Origin of the sequence: Subtercola sp. Z020 (assembly GCF_002931235.1) — a bacterium.
In the GTDB taxonomy this organism is placed as follows: Bacteria; Actinomycetota; Actinomycetes; order Actinomycetales; family Microbacteriaceae; genus Subtercola.
In genome coordinates this window covers 1-16,300 of the sequence record NZ_PSTT01000031.1, presented here as the reverse complement: position 1 = coordinate 16,300, position 16,300 = coordinate 1, and the positions used below count along the sequence as shown (strand labels likewise).

The following is a 16,300-nucleotide window of genomic DNA, read 5'->3' as shown; positions in this document are numbered from 1 at the left end:
GGGCGTGGTGGCGGTGATGGCGGCCGCCGCCGGGGCGGTGTCGGGCGCCGGGGCGGCGTCGTCTGCGTGGTCTGGTGCGGGGGCGGCCGGGTATCCGACGGCGGCGAGCGCCGCGCTGAACCGGGTGATGAACGCGTCGATCTCGAGATCGCGGATGATGAGCGGCGGAGCCATGCGGATGCTCGACTCGTTCGCTGCGTTGATGATGAGCCCGGCATCCATCGCCGCAGCGGCGAGCTTCAGCGCGATCGGCTCGGTGAGACCGATGCCGATCAGCAGTCCCTGGCCGCGGATCTCCTGCACCAGAGGGGAGTTCAGGGCGGCGATGCGATCGCGCAGCTGTACGCCGCGACGCTCCGCATTGCCGACCAGGTCGCGCTCCTCGATCTCGGTGAGCACGGCGTTGGCGGCCGCGGTCGCGAGCGGATTGCCACCGAAGGTGCTGCCGTGCATCCCGCGCTGGAACAGGTCGGAGGCCCACCCGAAGGTGACGAGCGAGCCGATCGGCACGCCGCCGGCCATCCCCTTCGCGATCGTGACCGCGTCGGGCAGGATGCCGGCGTACTCGTAGTTGAACCAGCGACCCGTGCGGCCGACGCCGGTCTGGATCTCGTCCAGGATGAGCAGCACGCCGTGCTGTTCCGTCAGCTCACGGGCGCGGGCAAGGTAGCCCTCGGGCAGGTTGATGACACCGGCCTCACCCTTGATGGGTTCGAGGAACAGGGCTGCGACGGAATCGTCGATGCTCGCCTCGAGCGCCTCGATGGTCGAGTCGATGTGCACGACACCGCCCGGCAGGGGCGCGAAGGGAGCCTGCATGTCGGGCTTGCCGGTCAGCGCGAGCGCGCCCATGGTGCGACCGTGGAACGAGTTCTTCAGCGCGACGATGGTCGCGCGACCGCCCTTCGTGTTGAGTCTGGCGAGCTTGAACGCCGCCTCGTTCGCCTCGGCACCGGAGTTGCAGAAGTAGGCACGGCCCGCGGGGCCTGCGCCGGTCAGCCGTTTCAGGCGCTCGGCGAGCTCAAGTTGCGGCCGCGTGGAGAAGTAGTTCGAGACGTGGGCGAGCGTGCTCACCTGCCGCGTGAGGGCGTCGACGAGGGCCGGATGCGCGTGGCCGAGCGAGTTGACCGCGATTCCGGCGAGGAAGTCGAGGTACTCCTTCTCGTTCTCGTCCCAGACGAAAGCACCGCGCCCGTGCGTCAGCAGGGCGAGCGGCTGGCCCATCGTTCGCATCAGGGACTCGTTGAACGTGTCGACCCAGCTGGTGGCGGTTTCGGTGCTCACAGCGGTTGGTTCTCCTTTACGACTTCGGTGCCGATTCCGCTCTGGGTGAAGACTTCGAGCAGGATCGAGTGCGCGATGCGGCCGTCGATGATCGCGGCCTTCGGCACTCCCCCGTCGACAGCTTCGAGGCAGGCGGACATCTTGGGGATCATGCCCGACTCGAGCGTCGGGATGAGGGTACGGAGGGACTCCGCGTCGATGACGGGAACGAGCGACTCCCTGTTCGGCCAGTCGGAGTAGAGCCCGGCGACGTCGGTCAGGATGACGAGCTTCGCCGCTCCGAGTGCGACGGCCAGGGCCGCCGCCGCGGCATCCGCGTTGATGTTCAGCACCTGGCCCGGCGCATCGCGGTCGGGCGCGATCGAGGAGATGACCGGGATGCGGCCGGCCGCCAGCTGTTCGAACACCGTACCCGGGTTCACCCCGACGACATCGCCGACGAGCCCGAGGTCGAACAGCTCGCCGTCGACCTCGATGCGGCGCCGCTGACCCTCGAACAACCCGGCGTCTTCGCCGGACATCGCCGACGCGAGCGGGCCGTGCTCGTTGATGTGGCTCACGATGCCCCGGCTGATCTGGCCGGTCAGCACCATGCGCACGACATCCATCGCCTCGGGGCTGGTGACCCGGTAGCCGCCGCGGAACTCGCTCACGATGCCGAGGCGGTCGAGCATGCGCGAGATCTGCGGGCCGCCGCCGTGCACGACGACCGGGCGGATGCCGGCGTACCGGAGGTAAACGATGTCTTCGGCGAAGGTGCGCTGCAGGTCGGGGTCGACCATGGCATTGCCGCCGAACTTGATCACCATGATCTGCTCGTGGAACGTCTTCAGCCACGGCAGTGACTCGATGAGGGTCGACGCTTTGACGGCGGCGAGATCGTGGTCTTCTGCGAGGGTCACGGTGCTCAACTCGCGTAGGCGCTGTTCTCATGCACGTAGTCGTGCGTGAGGTCGTTCGTGTAGATGGATGCCGTCTGGTCGCCGGCATGCAGGTCGATCAGAACGCTCACCGCCCGCGGCGCGAGGTCGATGAGGTCGCGGTCTTCGAACGGCTCCCCCGCCTTGCAGATGGTCACCCCGTTGATCGTGACGTCGATGTTGTACGGGTCGAACTGCGCGTCGGTGGTGCCGACGGCCGCGAGCACCCGGCCCCAGTTCGGGTCGTTGCCGAAGATGGCGGCCTTGAACAGATTGCTGCGGGAGACGGCACGGGCAACGGTCACACCCTCGTCTTCGGTGGCCGCATTCGCCACGGTGATGGTGATGTCGTGGCTCGCGCCCTCTGCGTCGCCCTGCAGCTGGATCGCGAGGTCGTGGCAGACCGCGGTGAGCCCTGCGGTGAACGCGTCGATGTCGGGCACGGTTCCGGATGCTCCGCTCGCCATCAGCGCGACCGTGTCGTTGGTCGACATGCAGCCGTCGGAGTCCACGCGGTCGAAGGTGACCCGGGTGGCGGCACGGAGTGCACCGTCGAGCGCGGCGGAGGGCAGGTCGGCGTCGGTGGTGATGACGACCAGCATCGTCGCGAGGCCGGGAGCGAGCATCCCCGCCCCCTTCGCCATGCCACCGATCGAGTAGCCCGCACCCTCGAAGACCGCCTCCTTGGAGCGGGTGTCGGTGGTCATGATGGCGAGCGCGGCATCCGTTCCGCCATCGGCGGCGAGAGCGTCGGCGACCACGGGCACTCCCCCGACGACTCTGTCGCGGAAGACCTGGTCTCCCGTGCCGATGAGCCCGGTCGAACAGACGATGACGTCACCCGCCGACACCTCGAGGGCCTCGGCGACGGCTTCAGCGGTGGCGTGCGTGGTCTGAAAACCGAAGGCACCGGTGTAGCAGTTGGCGCCGCCGGAGTTCAGGATGACCGCCGAGACGCGCCCGTCTTCGATGACCTTCTCGCTCCAGAGCACCGGGTTCGCCTTGCAGCGGTTCGAGGTGAAGACGGCGGCGGCAGCGGTGCTCGGGCCGCGGTTCACGACCAGGGCGAGGTCGAGGCCTCCCGACGCCTTCAGGCCGCGCGCGACGCCGGCGGCTTCGAATCCGGCGGGGGCGGTGACGCTCACGAGAGGGCTCCAGGGGTGATCGTGGGGAGGAAACGAGATTCGTGGGGATTCAGTCCGAGGGGAATCGGGCCGAGGGAAATCAGGCCGTCGGGAGCCAGGCCGCGGCGGCGGCTCACGGCGCGACCCCGTCGATCGGCAGACCGAGCGTCTCGGGCAGCCCGAGCGCGATGTTCGCCGACTGGATCGCCGCGCCGGCGGTGCCCTTGACGAGGTTGTCGATGGCCGTCACCGTGACCACACGGTCGGCAGCCTCATCGACGGCGATGCCGATCAGTGCGGTGTTGGCCCCGACCACATCGGAGATGCCCGGCAGCTGGCCCTCGGGCAGCACGTGCACGAACGGTTCATCGGCGTAGGCCGTCTCCCAGGCCGAGCGCACATCGTGTGCGCCGATGCCGGCCGCGAGGCGCGCCGTCGACGTCGCGAGGATGCCGCGGGCGCTCGGGATCAGTACGGGGGTGAACGAGACAGTCACCGGGGTGCCGGCCGACAGGCTGAGGTTCTGCACGATCTCGGGGTTGTGCCGGTGCGTGCCGCCGACGCCGTAGGCACTCGCCGAGCCGAGGATCTCGCTGGCGAGCAGGTTGGTGCGGAGGGCCTTGCCCGCACCGGACGGCCCGACCGCGAGCACAGCGACGAGGTCGACGGGCTGGATGACACCGGCCCGGAGCCCCGGCGCCAGAGCGAGGCTGATCGCCGTGACGTTGCAGCCGGGAACCGCGATGCGCTTCACCCCGCGGAGCTTCGACCGCTGCTGCTCATGGTTGCCGATCAGCAGTTCGGGCAGGCCGTAGGGCCAGGCGCCGAAGAACTCCCCGCCGTAGAACTTCGCCCAGTCGGCCTCGCTCGTGAGCCGGTGGTCGGCACCGCAGTCGACGACGAGCGTGTTCTCGTCGAGGGTCTCGGTGATCGCGCCGGAGGCGCCGTGCGGCAGCGCGAGGAAGACGATGTCATGGCCGTTCAGGGCCTCGGTCGTCGTCGGCTGCAGTTCGAGCCCGGCGTACGACCGCAGGTGCGGGTGCACCGCGAGCAGGGGCTGGCCGGCGTTGCTGTGCGCGGTGACGGTTCGCACCTCGAACTCCGGGTGGCTCGCCAGCAGACGCAGCAGTTCGCCGCCTGCATACCCACTAGCTCCTGCTACGGCCACCGAAAAAGACATACGTCAAATGTAGTCCTTGCGCTACTCCCTGATCGTCGCGCCGAACCGCCGCCCGGCTTCGGCAGCACCCGCGATCCGCGCTTCACTCGCCTCGGCTGCGGTCAGCGTTCGGTCGTCTGCCCGAAAACGGAGGGCGAACGTGAGCGACTTCGAGCCCTCGGCGATACCGGCACCCCGATAGTCGTCGACGAGCCGGATGCTCTCGAGAAGCTCCCCGGCGCCGGCCGTCAGGGCATCGAGCACATCGCCCGCGGCCACCGCCTCGGCCACGACGAGCGACACATCCTGCGTCGCGGCGGGATACCCGGCGAGCGGCGTCGCCTGCACGCTCCGCGCCGCGAGATCGATCAGGGCGCTGAGGTCGAGTTCGGCGACGGCGACGACGCGCGGCAGATCGAGGTCGGCAGCGAGCGCAGGAAGCAGCTCGCCGACGTACCCGACACTGACCACGTCGGCCCCCACCCCGACCGGCACCACCACTTCTGCGGTGCGACCCGGGTGAAGCGCCTTGTGCGAGCCCTGGCGCACCGAGACCGGCACGTCGAGTGCGGTCGCGAGCAGGCGCACCGCGTCCAGCGCATCGGCGACACCGAAGGGCACAGCGGGCTGGCCGGGCTGCTTCTCGATTGCGTCACCCAGGAAGAGCAGCCCGAGGTGCCACGGTTGCGGCGGGATACTGGAGTTCAGGGCATCCAGAATCTCACTTGAGGGGAGCGTCGCGCCGAGCGGTACGTCGACGACACCGTAGTCGGTGCCCTCGGCGGGCAGGAAGACGGCACCGATCTCGAAGACTGCCAGGTCGGTGAGGCCGCGGGAGAGATTGCGTCGAGCAACGTCGATGAGACCGGGCAGAAGCGTCGTGCGGAGCAGCGGCACCTCGGCGTCGAGCGGGTTCGCGAGCCTGACGGCGGGCGCGACGGTCTCGTCGGGAGACCCGAACGTCGCGTTCGACGACGCGGAGAGGAAGGGGTAAGCGAGCACCTCGGTCGAGCCGCTGGCCGCGAGCGTCTCGGCGGCGAGGCGGCGCAGCTGCTGCTCACGCGTGAAGCCGCGCCCGGGCGGGGCGGTCGGGAGCACGGAGGGGATGCGCGAGTAGCCCACGATGCGCGCGACCTCTTCGGCCAGCGTCGACTTGTGGGTCAGATCGGGCCGCCACGACGGGGGCGACACCAGCAGGCCGTCACTCGCGTACTCGATGGTCGCGCCGATCTCGATCAACGACGACGTGATCTCGTCGTCGGTGTAGTCGACGCCGACCAGGCGGGAGATGTACTGGTCGGGCAGGAAGATGGGAGCGAGGCTGTCGTGCTGGTGCAGGCCCGATCCAGAGCCGTCTGCAGTGCCGCCGGCGAGTTCTTCGAGCAGCTGAACGGCGCGCGCGGCAGCCGCGACGGCGACCTGCGGGTCGACACCACGCTCGAAACGCTTCGACGCCTCGCTCGGCAGCTTGTGGCGCCGTGCGGTTCGCGCGATGCTCACGGGGTCGAAGTTCGCCGCCTCGATCAGAACGTTCGTCGTGTCGTCGGAGATCTCAGTCTTGAGGCCACCCATCACGCCGGCGAGGCCGATGGCGCCGCTGTCGTCGGTGATGAGCAGGTCTTCGGGGTCGAGCTTCCGCACCTGGCCGTCGAGGGTCTTCAGGGTCTCCCCCGCGGCGGCCCTGCGCACGACGATGCCACCCTGCAGCAGGTCGAGGTCGTAGCCGTGCAGGGGCTGGCCGAGCTCGAGCATCACGTAGTTGGTGATGTCGACCACGACGGAGATCGAACGGATGCCCGCGAGCTTCAGGCGCGACACCATCCACGCCGGCGTCGGCACGGTGGGGTCGACCCCCCGCACGACGCGGGTGACGAACACCGTCGCTCCGACCTTGCCGCGGATCGGTGCCTGATCGTCGATCGAGACGTGCACACCCTCGGCGGGCTCGATCGTCGGCAGCGCGAGCGCCGGGTCGCGGAATTTCGCACCGGTGGCGTGGGCGTACTCCCGCGCGATGCCGCGGATGGAGAAGGCGTAGCCGCGATCCGGGGTCACGTTGACCTCGACCGCAGCGTCGGTGAGGCCGAGCAGGCCGAGTGCGTCGGTGCCGACCTCGGGGTCGAGGCCGAGAGTGGCCAGGCGCAGGATTCCGTCGTGCTCGTCGCCGAGGCCGAGCTCGCGCGCGGAGGCGATCATGCCGTCGGAGATGTGGCCGTAGGTCTTTCGGGCGGCGATGGCGAAGTCGCCGGGCAGCACCGCCCCGGGCAGGGTCACGACGACCTTGTCTCCCACGAAGAAGTTGTGGGCGCCGCAGACGATGCCGCGAACATCCGCCCCGCCGTCGGCGGCGCTCGTTCCGGGAGGGGCGACGCGCACGCTGCACCAGCGGATCGTCTTGCCGTTCGACTGGGGTTCTTCGCCGAATTCGAGCACTTCGCCGACCACGACGGGGCCGTCGATGTCGAACCGGTGGGAGCCTTCTTCTTCGAGGCCGACGCTGACGAGGGCGGCGTGCACGTCGTCGATGCTGGTGCCCGCGGGCACGTCGACGAACTCGGCGAGCCAGGAAAGGGGAATACGCATGACTAAACCACCATTCCGAACTGCTGGCTGAAGCGGATGTCGCCCTCGACCATGTCGCGCATGTCGTTGAGGTTGTTGCGAAACTGCAGCGTGCGCTCGATTCCGATTCCGAAGGCGAAACCCGAGTACACATCGGGGTCGATGCCGGCCGAGAGGAGCACGTTCGGGTTGACCATGCCGCAGCCGCCCCACTCGACCCACCGGGCGCCGCCCTTGGCGTTCGGCTGCCAGACATCCATCTCGGCACTGGGCTCGGTGAACGGGAAGTAGTTGGGTCGCAGGCGGATCTTCGCTTCGTCGCCGAACATCTTGCGGGCGAAGAACTCCAGGGTGCCGCGCAGGTGCGCCATCGTCAGCCCCTTGTCGACGGCGATGCCCTCGACCTGGCTGAAGACGGGCGTGTGTGTCGCGTCGAGTTCGTCGGTGCGGTACGTGCGGCCGGGCGCGATGACGTACACCGGCAGGTCGCGGCTGAGCAGCGACCTGATCTGCACGGGCGACGTGTGGGTGCGCAGCAGCAGGTGCGACGACACCGGGTCGACGAAGAACGTGTCCTGCATGGCGCGGGCAGGATGATCCGGGTCGAAGTTCAGGGCGTCGAAGTTGAACCACTCGTTCTCGAGCTCGGGGCCCTCGGCGACCTCCCAGCCCATTCCGACGAAGATCTCCCCGATCTTCTCCTGGAGGAGCGAGAGGGGATGGCGGGCTCCGAGGCGCTTACGCACCGGAAGCGCCGTGACGTCGATCGCCTCAGCAGCGAGCTGGGCCGCATTCTCGAGTGCGACGACATCTGCCTCCTTCGCCGCGAACGCCTGGTTCACCCGGGCGCGGGCCTGCCCGACGAGCTTGCCCGCGGCGGCCTTCTGGTCGTTCGGCAGGCTGCGGAGCTGCCCGTTCAGCCGGGCGAGCGCGGAGGCCTCACCCGCGTGCTCGGAACGAGCCGCCCGGAACGTCGCCGTGTCGGTCACCGCCCCGATCGCGGCGAGTGCAGCCTCGACGGCGGCAGCCACGGACTCTTCGGAGATCACGGGAGGTGCGGGGGTGGCGGCGGTATCGCTTGAAGGATCAGACACGGGACACAAGTTTAGCTAGGTCTGCACGCTCAGCGATTCGTCGGCGACGACCTTGCTGACCGTGATGCCGCGTCGCTTGGCCAACTGCCGCGCGATCGTCGAGATGGTCAGGTTGACGGCGAGGTACATCGCCAGCATCACCAAGAAGATGGAGAAGAAGTACTGCTGTCGCCCGACGAACTCGGCGAGCAGTTCGCCCTCGCGGATGAGGGCGACCTGGCCGACGATGTAGCCGAGTGCGGTGTCCTTCAGCAGCACGACGATCTGGGCGACGATGATCGGGAGCATGTTGCGGAACGCCTGCGGGAATTCGATCTGCAGTCGGGCCTGGAGGGGCCGCATCCCGATCGCGAGACCGGCTTCGCGCTGGCCCTTCGGCAGCGCGACCACACCTGAGCGGAGCGCTTCGCCGATGATCGCCCCGTTGTAGACCGCAAGCGCACTGACGACCGCCCAGAAGGCGCTGATGCCGGGGAAGGCGAGCAGGATAAAGAGCATCATCAGCAGCACGGGCATACCGCGGAAGAATTCGAGCACCACGGTCGTCGGGATGCGCACGATGCGGTGCGACGACATGCGGAGCAGCGAGAACACCATGCCGAGCAGAAGCGCGAGCACCGTCGCTACGAGCGCCGACTGCAGCACGACGACCAACCCGCGGAGGAGTGCGGCCCAGACCAACGGGTCGTTGAAGATGTCCCAGCGGGTCGGATCCCACATGCCCTTCTGCCAGAGCGTGAGCCCGGCATAGCCGAGCACCGCGACGACGATGAGGCCGGTGCCCCACGAGACGATGCGCGCTCGCACCCTCGCCTTCGGGCCCGGAACGTCATACAGAACACTGGTCATCGCTTGATCACCACTCGCCGCTCGAGGTAGTCGGCCAGCTGGCCGAGGGGAATGGTGATGAGGAGGTAGAAGATGGCAACACCCACGAGAACGGCGATCACCTGGTCGCCGTTGTCGTTCACCAGCCGCCGCCCGGAGTTGAAGAGTTCGAAGATGAAGAACCCGCCGGCGATCGACGTGTTCTTGGTCAGGGCGATCATCACGTTGATGATCGGTGGGATGACGCTCCGGATCGCTTGCGGTAGAACGACGAGCGTGACCGTCTGGCCGAACGTCATGCCGACGCTCCGGGCGGCCTCTGCCTGGCCGACGGGCACGCCGTTGATACCCGAGCGGATGGCCTCGGCGAAGAACGGGGCCGTGTAGAGCGTCAGCGCGAGCACGGCCGAGAACATGAACGGCAGAACGACGCCAAGGATCGGCAGAACGACGAAGCAGAAGATGAAGACGAGAACCAGCGGAGTGTTGCGGAGGATCTCGGTGTACACCGTGGCGGTGGCCCGCAGGCTGCCGATCGGCGAGATGCGCATGGCGGCGATCACGGTGCCGAGCGGCAGCGCGAAGAGCGTCGTCAGGAGCAGCAGGGAGAGGGTCTGGAGGAAGGCCTCGAAGTACAGCGGCAGATTGTCGAAGATGACCACGAGGCCTCCCTTCCGTTCCTAGTACTGGTTGATCGTCGGCGGCGTCGGAACGGGCAGCACCGTACCGGCGGTCTGCTCGAACAGGCGCGCCCAGGTGCCGTCGTCGAACGCGGCCTGCAGGGTCTCGTTCACGAACGTGCGCATGGCCGTGTCGTCTTTCGTCAGGCCGATGCCGTAGGGCTCTTCGGTGAAGGTGTCGCCGACGAGCTTGAACACGCCCGGGTTCTGGTCGACGAAGCCCGACAGGATGACGTTGTCGGTGGTCATGGCGACGACCTGGCCGTTCTTCAGCGGGTCGAGGCACTTGCTGTAGACGTCGGTCGGCTGCAGAACCGCCCCGTACTTCTCGACGATGTTCGCGGCCGGGGTGGAGCCTTCGACCGAGCAGACGGGCTTACCCGAGAGGTCTTGGGGGCCCGTGATCTCGGTGTTGCCCTCGAGCACAAGCACACTCTGGCCTGCCACGAAGTACGGGCCGGCGAAGTCGACGACCTGCTTGCGCTTGTCGTTGATCGTGTACGTCGCGATGACCGCGTCGACCTGGCCGCTCTGCAGGAACGGCTCCCGGTTGGCCGAGACGGTCTCTGTCCACTCGATCTTGTCGAATGGGATGCCGAGCTTCGAGGCGACGAGCGACCCGATGGCGGCGTCGAACCCGACAGGCTTGCCGTCGAGGCCGCGGAGGCCGAACAGGGGCTGGTCGAACTTCGTGCCGATCTTCATGGTGCCGGCCTCGGCGAGCTTGGCCATGGTGGTGCCGGCCTCGAAGCTCGGGCTCTCGACCACGGGCAGGTCGTAGGGGCCTGCGCCTGCTGCCGCGGTGGAGGTGCTGCCTCCGCTGGTGGCGCTGCCGGGAGCGCCGCAGGCGGAAAGGGCGACGGCGACGGCGACGGCGGCCGTGCCGACCAGGATCTTCCTGAGTTTCATGGGGATTCCTCTTCTGTGTTCGGTGCTGGGAATGGTGCGGGCGCGAGGTGCGCGCTCCCGCCAGGCGAGGAGCTGGCGGGCAGGAGTCGGGAGCGGACTAGTGCGTGAGGATCTTCGAGAGGAAGTCCTTCGCACGATCGCTCGTGGGGTGGTCGAAGAATTCTGCCGGTGTGGTGTCTTCGAGAATGCGACCCTCGGCCATGAAGATGACGCGATCGGCGGCCTTGCGGGCAAAACCCATCTCGTGGGTCACGACGATCATCGTCATGCCGTCTTTCGCGAGACCGACCATCACGTCGAGCACTTCGTTGATCATCTCGGGGTCGAGCGCCGAGGTCGGCTCGTCGAACAGCATGACGGTCGGCTGCATCGCCAGGGCGCGAGCGATGGCCACGCGCTGCTGTTGGCCGCCCGAGAGCTGGGAGGGCATCTTGTCGGCCTGGTTGGCGACGCCGACCCGCTCGAGCAGCTTGCGCGCGGCGGCGTCTGCCTCGGACTTCGACTTCTTCGACACCCTGATGGGACCGATCGTGACGTTCTGCAGGATCGTCTTGTGCGCGAACAGATTGAAGGACTGGAAGACCATGCCGACCTTGGCGCGGAGCTTCGCGAGGGCGGCGCCCTCACTCGGCAGGGCCTCACCGTCGATGGAGATGGTGCCGTCGTCGATCGTCTCGAGCCTGTTGATCGCGCGGCAGAGGGTGGATTTACCCGATCCACTCGGCCCGATCACGACTACGACCTCGCCCCGGCCGATGGTCAGGGTGATGTCGTTCAGAACGTGCAGGTCGCCGTAGTGCTTGTTGACGTGGTCGAGAACGACGAGCGGTGTTCCGGGTGCGTTCATGGCCCCAGACAACCACACCCCGACCGGGGGTCACGAATCGGCAGGGCAAAAGTTACTCAGCCGTAACATGCAAAACCGCTGTACGACAAGGCCGATTTACCTGAGAAACGGCACAGATACCGGGCGTTTGAGAGCCTTTCAGCCCGCACTGCGTCAACTGTGTTGGGCGAAGGCGCTTTCATAGAGACAGACGGAAGCTGCCGTCGAGAGATTCATTGACTCGGCCCGACCGTAGATGGGCACCGACACGACCCGGTCGGCGAGCGTCAGATCGTCGTCGGTGAGGCCGCGTGCCTCGTTGCCGAACAGCCACGCGGTCGGTGCACTCAGCACACCGGTCGCGCGAACGTCGAGCAGGTCGTCGCCCTTGATGTCGGCGGCGAGCACCTGGAGGCCCGCCTCCACGGCGCGGCGCTTGACGTCGTCGAGGGTCGCTTCGACGGCGACAGGCAGGTGGAAGAGCGACCCGGTGGTCGAGCGCACCACTTTGGGGTTGTACAGATCGACCGAGCGACCGGTCAGGATCACGGCATCGGCGCCCGCGGCATCCGCAGCCCGGATGATCGTACCGGCGTTGCCCGGGTCTCGCACCTCTTCGAGGATGGCGATCAGCTTCGGACCGGCCGCGAAGATGTCTTTGATCGCGGTGGGGAACTGGTGGCAGACGGCGATGAAGCCCTGCGGGGTGACGGTGTCGCTCATCACTTCGAGCACGTGCTCGGAGACGAACTCGACATCCACTCCCGCATCGGTGGCCGTGGCAGCGATGTCGGTGTAGCGCTCGAGGGCCGTCGGTGTCGCATAGAGCTCGACGACGAGCTGGGGGCTGAAGAGCAGCGCCTCGGCTACCGCCTGCGGCCCCTCCAAGAGAAAGAGCCCGGTCTCAGACCGGGCTCCCTTCTTGGCAAGTTTGGCGACGGCCCGAACACGCGGTGAACGCGGGTTATCAAGCATGCGCCAAGTCAAGCAGATGTTTCGAGTACTACGCTGCTGCGTCGACCTTCGGTGCCGACGTGTCGGCGGGCAGTGCGGCCTTCGCGCTCTCGACGAGCGCCGCGAACGTGGCGGGCTCGGTGACGGCGAGGTCGGCGAGGATGCGACGGTCGACCTCGATGCCGGCCAGGTTCAGGCCCTGGATGAGGCGGTTGTAGGTCAGGCCGTTCAGGCGGGCAGCAGCGTTGATGCGCTGGATCCACAGGCGACGGAAGTCACCCTTGCGGGCACGACGGTCGCGGTACGAGTAGACGAGGGAGTGGGTGACCTGCTCCTTGGCCTTGCGGTAGAGGCGCGACCGCTGGCCGCGGTAACCCTCTGCGCGCTCCAGAATTACGCGACGCTTCTTGTGGGCGTTGACCGCCCTCTTTACTCTTGCCATCTTCTTCTAATCCTTTATCGTCGTCGTGATCTAGAGGCCGAGGAGCTTCTTGATGACCTTGGCGTCCTGGGGGGCCAGAACCTGGTCGGTGTTGAGGCGGCGCTTGCGCTGGCCCGACTTCACTTCCAGGTTGTGGCGCATGCCGGCCTGCTGCTTCATGACCTTGCCGCTCCCGGTGATCTTGAATCGCTTCTTGGCACCGGAATGGGTCTTCATCTTCGGCATTGTCGTCTCCTCGTGGGTGTATCGGTTGAACCAGCCAGTGGTGGCTGGGTAGCTACTCTGCAGCCGCAGGCGATGCTTCTGCGGGCGTCGGCTCTGCGGGTGTCGCCTCTGCAGGCGCCTCCCGCGGTGTCTTCGCAGCAGCACGCTGGGCGTTGGCCTCGGCTTTGGCCTCTGACTTGTTCTTCAGGGGACCGATCACCATGACCATGTTGCGACCGTCGATGGTCGGGCTCGATTCGACAGAACCGAACTCCGACACGTCTTCGGCAAATCTCTGGAGAAGGCGCACGCCCTGGTCGGGGCGGGACTGCTCGCGGCCACGGAACAGGATCATCGCTTTCACCTTGTCACCGGCCTTGAGGAAGCCTTCTGCACGCTTTCGCTTCGTCTCGTAGTCGTGCACATCGATCTTCAGGCGAAAACGCACCTCTTTGAGGATGGTGTTCGCCTGGTTGCGCCTGGCCTCTTTCGCCTTCTGCGCAGCTTCGTACTTGAACTTTCCGTAGTCCATGATCTTGGCGACGGGCGGCTTGGAGTTCGGGGCCACCTCGACCAGGTCAAGGTCTGCCTCTTGCGCGAGTCTGAGGGCCACGTCGATACTGACGACGCCAACCTGCTCACCGGCCGGACCAACGAGGCGAACCTCGGGTACTCGTATACGGTCGTTTGTACGGGGATCGCTGATGCGTTGCTCCTTTGATTCTGCGGGGGTATCGGCCGGGCCGCCGGCATGAACCGGGGCACGCGAAAGACGAACGTCACCACGCAAAACAGCAGTCAGCATCACTTCGACACATTTGCCACACACGTACCGCACCCTGTCTACCCGCGACGATCGCTCGACGCCGGCGGAGTGCAATCAACCCGATAACCTGTTAAGCGGTCATGCGGGTGGGAGATTCTCCACTTTCGATCTGACACCTACTGGTGCCAGAGCCGCATAAGAGTCTAGCAGAGACTTTCCCTGATGTGAGAACGGATATTGCCATGAGCGACGAAGCGCGCGACATCGCCGATGTGCAGGCTGTCGAGGTCATCACGACCACGGCTGTGCACCTGATGAGTGCGGCTGCCGTGAAAGTCGGCCTGGCCGACGACCCCGACACCCAGACCGACCTCGACGAGGCCCGCAAGCTGATCATCGCCCTCGCCGGGCTGGTGACGGCCGGCGCTCCCGAGATCGGTGACATGCACGCCCGCTCGCTGCGTGACGGGCTGCGGTCGCTGCAGCTGGCGTTCCGCGAGGCGTCGCCGTTCCCCGACCCCATCGGTCAAGGGCCTGGCGAGAAGCTGACGGGGCCCGTTAACTAGGGAGCATGACACCCGCGAGCGCCCGGCCCGAACCCTCTTCGGACTCCGTCCGCTGGATCTTCGCCGGCCAGCTCGGCTCTCTGTTCGACGACGGCGGCCCGATGCTTCTGATCGAAGCCCGTTCGGTGCTGAAGCGCCGCCCGATACACCGGGCGAAGGCGCACCTCATTCTGTCGGGCATCCGGCACCGGGCTGCGGAGCTCGGCGACCGTGTGGAGTTCCACCAGGTCGAGAAGTACGGAGATGTGGTCGCCGGCCGCGACGACCTCGAGGTGATAGACCCGACCTCGTACAGCGCACGACGGTACGTGAGGCGGCTGGGTGCACGCATTCTGCCCAGTCGCGGGTTCGTGACGAGCGAAGCCGACTTCGCCCTCTGGGCGGCGAGCCGCGGCGGCAAACGCCTGCTGCTGGAAGACTTCTACCGCACCGTGCGGCAGCGCACGGGCATCCTGATGGAGGGCGAGACCCCCGCCGGCGGGCAGTGGAACTACGACGTGTCGAACCGTTCGTCGCCGCCCAAGGGGGCCGTCACGCTCGGTCTCCCCGACCCGTGGTGGCCCGAAGAAGACGAGATCGACGCATCCGTTCGGGAGGATCTCGACCGCTGGCAGGCCGACGGACTGGTGCAGCTGGTGGGGGTGGATGCTCCGCGGCGCTTCGCCGTGACCGAACGCGAGGCGAACCTGGCTTTCGAGAGCTTCATCGAGACCCGGTTGAACGATTTCGGCCCGTTCGAAGACGCCACCCTGACGGGCGACTGGACGATGGCCCATTCGCTGCTCAGCGCTCCCCTGAACCTGGGGCTGCTCGACCCGCTCGCCGTCGTGACGCGCGTCGCCGCGGAATACGAGGCGGGGAACGCCCCGCTGAACTCGGTCGAAGGGTTCGTGCGCCAGGTCATGGGGTGGCGCGACTACGTCTGGCACCTCTACTGGCACCTCGGTGAGGGCTATTCCACCGCCCGCAACGCGCTCGGGGCGCACGCTCCCCTGCCGGTCGAGTTCACCACCCTCGACGCTGCAGCCATCACCGCGAACTGTCTCAGCCACAGCATCGACGGGCTCAGGGAGCATGGCTGGGCCCATCACATCCAGCGCCTGATGATCATCGGCAACTGGGCGCTGCAACGCGGCTACGACCCTGTCGCGCTCAACAACTGGTTCATCGACATGTTTGTCGACGGCACGCCGTGGGTGATGCCGGCGAACGTGATCGGCATGTCGCAGCACGCTGACGGCGGCATCGTGGCGACGAAGCCGTACTCGTCGGGTGGCGCCTACATCAACACGATGACCGACTACTGCGGTGGCTGCCGGTTCAATCCGCGCGTGCGGTTGGGTCCGGATGCCTGCCCGTTCACCGCCGGGTACTGGGCGTTCCTCGACCGCACCGAGCAGGTGCTGGCACCGAACTTCCGCATGAAGCAGCCGCTCGCGGGGCTGCGGCGGCTTGCGGACCGCGAGGCCGTCGTGGCGCAGGAGCGGGAGCGCGACACGCTGTAGGGGCTGCGCGCTCTGACCAGTGGTGCGCTGCTCGGGCAGATTCGGGGTGCGTGGGGCTGCGCGACGCGTTAGCGGTCGGCTGCGAGCCTCACGGAGAGGGAGTCGACTGCGTCGGCTATCGGTGGGCTGGCCACCCAGCGCCGCTGCACCCGTTCGAGGAGCGCCGTCAGGGCGTCGCGGTCGAGGCCCGGTGCGAGGGTGAGCTCGACCACCACCTCGGTTCCGGCCAGGCGCACATCGGGGTCGCCCGCGCTGAGCGCCAGGCCGCGAACGTCGGGCTCGGCGGCGACCGACGCGGCGAAGGCATCGCGAACGGCGGGCTGTGCCAGGGGCGGTGACCACGGGCGGGCCTCGGCGATCGCCCAGAGCGCGGGACGGCGGATTGCGAACTCGGTGGGCGAGGTGGGGTCGAGCACGACGAGGTCGGTGCCCTCGCCGGCGGCGGCCAGCGCGACCCGGCGGGCGGGGGTCGGGATG

Annotated in this window: 16 protein-coding genes and 1 pseudogene; 2 read left to right on the top strand and 15 right to left on the bottom strand. The window is 67.5% G+C overall.

Going from position 1 to position 16,300, the window contains the following annotated elements; genetic code table 11:
* The 14 genes from C5B96_RS04235 to infC form a co-directional block, all read right to left on the bottom strand.
* Positions 1-1,284: acetylornithine transaminase (locus tag C5B96_RS04235; protein WP_104243275.1), on the bottom strand; the 1,284-nt coding region annotated here is incomplete at its 3' end.
* Positions 1,281-2,195 (bottom strand): acetylglutamate kinase, encoded by a 915-nt coding sequence (gene argB / locus C5B96_RS04230; RefSeq protein ID WP_233188986.1) that lies wholly within the window; start codon positions 2,193-2,195, stop codon positions 1,281-1,283. The genes C5B96_RS04235 and argB, both read right to left, overlap by 4 nt.
* Positions 2,192-3,349, bottom strand: a complete 1,158-nt coding sequence (argJ, locus tag C5B96_RS04225; protein WP_104243273.1) for a bifunctional glutamate N-acetyltransferase/amino-acid acetyltransferase ArgJ — start codon at positions 3,347-3,349, stop codon at positions 2,192-2,194. Before argJ ends, argB begins: the two co-directional genes overlap by 4 nt.
* 112 nt (positions 3,350-3,461) lie before the next feature.
* Positions 3,462-4,508, bottom strand: a complete 1,047-nt coding sequence (gene argC, locus C5B96_RS04220; RefSeq protein WP_104243271.1) for an N-acetyl-gamma-glutamyl-phosphate reductase — start codon at positions 4,506-4,508, stop codon at positions 3,462-3,464.
* A 21-nt stretch (positions 4,509-4,529) separates the two neighbouring features.
* Positions 4,530-7,070: a phenylalanine--tRNA ligase subunit beta gene (gene pheT / locus C5B96_RS04215; RefSeq protein ID WP_104243269.1), complete on the bottom strand. Its 2,541-nt coding sequence runs from the start codon at positions 7,068-7,070 to the stop codon at positions 4,530-4,532.
* Between the two features lie 2 nt (positions 7,071-7,072).
* Positions 7,073-8,143: a phenylalanine--tRNA ligase subunit alpha gene (gene pheS / locus C5B96_RS04210; protein ID WP_199176544.1), complete on the bottom strand. Its 1,071-nt coding sequence runs from the start codon at positions 8,141-8,143 to the stop codon at positions 7,073-7,075.
* A 15-nt stretch (positions 8,144-8,158) separates the two neighbouring features.
* Positions 8,159-8,992: an amino acid ABC transporter permease gene (locus tag C5B96_RS04205; protein ID WP_104243265.1), complete on the bottom strand. Its 834-nt coding sequence runs from the start codon at positions 8,990-8,992 to the stop codon at positions 8,159-8,161.
* Complete coding sequence (locus C5B96_RS04200; protein ID WP_104243263.1) at positions 8,989-9,633, bottom strand: amino acid ABC transporter permease; 645 nt, start codon at positions 9,631-9,633, stop codon at positions 8,989-8,991. Before C5B96_RS04200 ends, C5B96_RS04205 begins: the two co-directional genes overlap by 4 nt.
* A gap of 18 nt (positions 9,634-9,651) precedes the next feature.
* Positions 9,652-10,560: a glutamate ABC transporter substrate-binding protein gene (locus tag C5B96_RS04195; protein WP_104243261.1), complete on the bottom strand. Its 909-nt coding sequence runs from the start codon at positions 10,558-10,560 to the stop codon at positions 9,652-9,654.
* Between the two features lie 97 nt (positions 10,561-10,657).
* Complete coding sequence (locus C5B96_RS04190) at positions 10,658-11,407, bottom strand: amino acid ABC transporter ATP-binding protein (protein ID WP_104243259.1); 750 nt, start codon at positions 11,405-11,407, stop codon at positions 10,658-10,660.
* A 153-nt stretch (positions 11,408-11,560) separates the two neighbouring features.
* Positions 11,561-12,361 carry an RNA methyltransferase gene (locus tag C5B96_RS04185; RefSeq protein ID WP_104243257.1) on the bottom strand — a complete coding sequence of 267 codons (801 nt, stop codon included), beginning with the start codon at positions 12,359-12,361 and terminating at the stop codon, positions 11,561-11,563.
* Positions 12,362-12,389: 28 nt separating this feature from the next.
* Entirely contained in the window at positions 12,390-12,782 is a 393-nt protein-coding gene (gene rplT / locus C5B96_RS04180; RefSeq protein WP_104243255.1) for a 50S ribosomal protein L20, read from the bottom strand.
* 30 nt (positions 12,783-12,812) lie between these two features.
* Positions 12,813-13,007: a 50S ribosomal protein L35 gene (gene rpmI, locus C5B96_RS04175; RefSeq protein ID WP_104243253.1), complete on the bottom strand. Its 195-nt coding sequence runs from the start codon at positions 13,005-13,007 to the stop codon at positions 12,813-12,815.
* 52 nt (positions 13,008-13,059) lie between these two features.
* Entirely contained in the window at positions 13,060-13,692 is a 633-nt protein-coding gene (infC, locus tag C5B96_RS04170) for a translation initiation factor IF-3 (RefSeq protein ID WP_104243277.1), read from the bottom strand.
* 284 nt (positions 13,693-13,976) lie between these two features.
* Here infC and C5B96_RS04165 point away from each other — a divergent pair, with 284 nt between their 5' ends.
* A complete protein-coding gene (locus tag C5B96_RS04165) occupies positions 13,977-14,318 on the top strand; it encodes a DUF1844 domain-containing protein (protein WP_369826427.1) in 342 nt (113 codons plus the stop codon).
* A 5-nt stretch (positions 14,319-14,323) separates the two neighbouring features.
* The gene (locus tag C5B96_RS04160) at positions 14,324-15,823 is read left to right on the top strand and encodes a cryptochrome/photolyase family protein (protein ID WP_104243249.1); all 1,500 of its coding nucleotides are present in this window, start codon (positions 14,324-14,326) and stop codon (positions 15,821-15,823) included.
* 68 nt (positions 15,824-15,891) lie between these two features.
* On the opposite strand, the pseudogene C5B96_RS17315 reads toward C5B96_RS04160, so the two are convergent.
* A pseudogene (locus C5B96_RS17315) lies at positions 15,892-16,300 on the bottom strand (SseB family protein); the annotation flags it as partial.